This is a genomic window from Bradyrhizobium sp. BRP56 (assembly GCF_020194035.1).
Lineage (GTDB): Bacteria > Pseudomonadota > Alphaproteobacteria > Rhizobiales > Xanthobacteraceae > Bradyrhizobium > Bradyrhizobium australafricanum.
In genome coordinates, this window is record NZ_JADYVV010000200.1 from 1 (window position 1) to 460 (window position 460).

Annotated in this window: 1 protein-coding gene; it reads right to left on the bottom strand. The window is 59.6% G+C overall.

The genetic code is table 11. The features are described 5' to 3' along the window. Positions 1-204: 204 nt before the first annotated feature. Positions 205-460 (bottom strand): group II intron maturase-specific domain-containing protein (locus I6F38_RS43360; protein ID WP_276573548.1); only part of this gene is annotated, 256 nt, incomplete at its 5' end.

A 460-nucleotide genomic window follows, 5' to 3' on the forward strand; every position in this document is an offset into this window, starting at 1 on the left:
GCCCGGTTGCGTGAGTAGTAGAACAGGGCCGCCGGCGGATCCGTGCCGCCAAACGGCCGGTCATCGCGAACATAAGTCCAGATCCGACCGGTAACCGTCTTAAGCTTGGCCAGCACCGGCACCGTCGGGTGAGTAGGCCGGAGGGATTTCACCTCCAGCCTCTCGCAGAACCGGGCGTGAGACTCTCGCCTCACCCGGCTCCCATCAGGCAAGCTTGCCGCCATCGCCGAGCTGCCAATGCACAAAGAGCCTGCGCTTCTTACGCGCGATCTTCTCCAGGAAGAGACGCGCGCGTCCTAAACGGTGATGGAAGCGCTTGTACTTTCGCTTCAACCAAATAGCTAACGTCTGGTTGATGTAGCGGGCCAAAGGATAAAGCGCTGAGCGCGTGTATTGCCCATAATAAGCGATCCACCCCCTAACCATCGGGTTTAGCTCGCGAGCAATATCGTCCAGCGTC